Consider the following 480-nt stretch of genomic DNA (forward strand, 5'->3'; position numbering starts at 1 on the left):
TGCAATTGAGTTCAACACACATCTATCGTTGTTTCCTTGCTCATTTGAACTGCATTGAGAGAACAGAGCGCCACCTGTATAAACCTTGACTATATTTAGATTCGCATCACCATTACCGCCACTCAAGATAACCTCACTATCACTATTTGAGGTCACTATGGAGAATATTTGAGTCCTATTATCATGTGAAAAAGTCATTTCACTGTTAATATCCAACTCTTTAATATCTGGCAAAGACAATTTAACAGTCGATTGACTATTTTCATCCACAGTGACCGTCGCATAGAATTTTTCTCCACCGTTTCCTTTTATGAAACAAATCCTATCGGACGTAAAGTTTCTACAAATACTATTTTCTTCGTTATCTACTAGGTCGCGTGACACTGAGAACCCAGAACTCCCCTCGGCAGAGAAGGTTGAAAGATGCACTGCTTGCTCGAATGAAAAACTAAATGTCGTATCAACATCTATGGTAACTGG

At 38.8% G+C, this 480-nt stretch carries 1 protein-coding gene; it reads right to left on the minus strand.

The annotated features are described in order from the left end of the window. On the minus strand, positions 1-480 hold a 480-nt coding region (locus A8L45_RS25140; protein ID WP_217492222.1), incomplete at both ends, for a hypothetical protein.

The sequence above is a fragment of the Veronia pacifica genome, assembly GCF_001707825.1.
GTDB lineage: Bacteria > Pseudomonadota > Gammaproteobacteria > Enterobacterales > Vibrionaceae > Veronia > Veronia pacifica.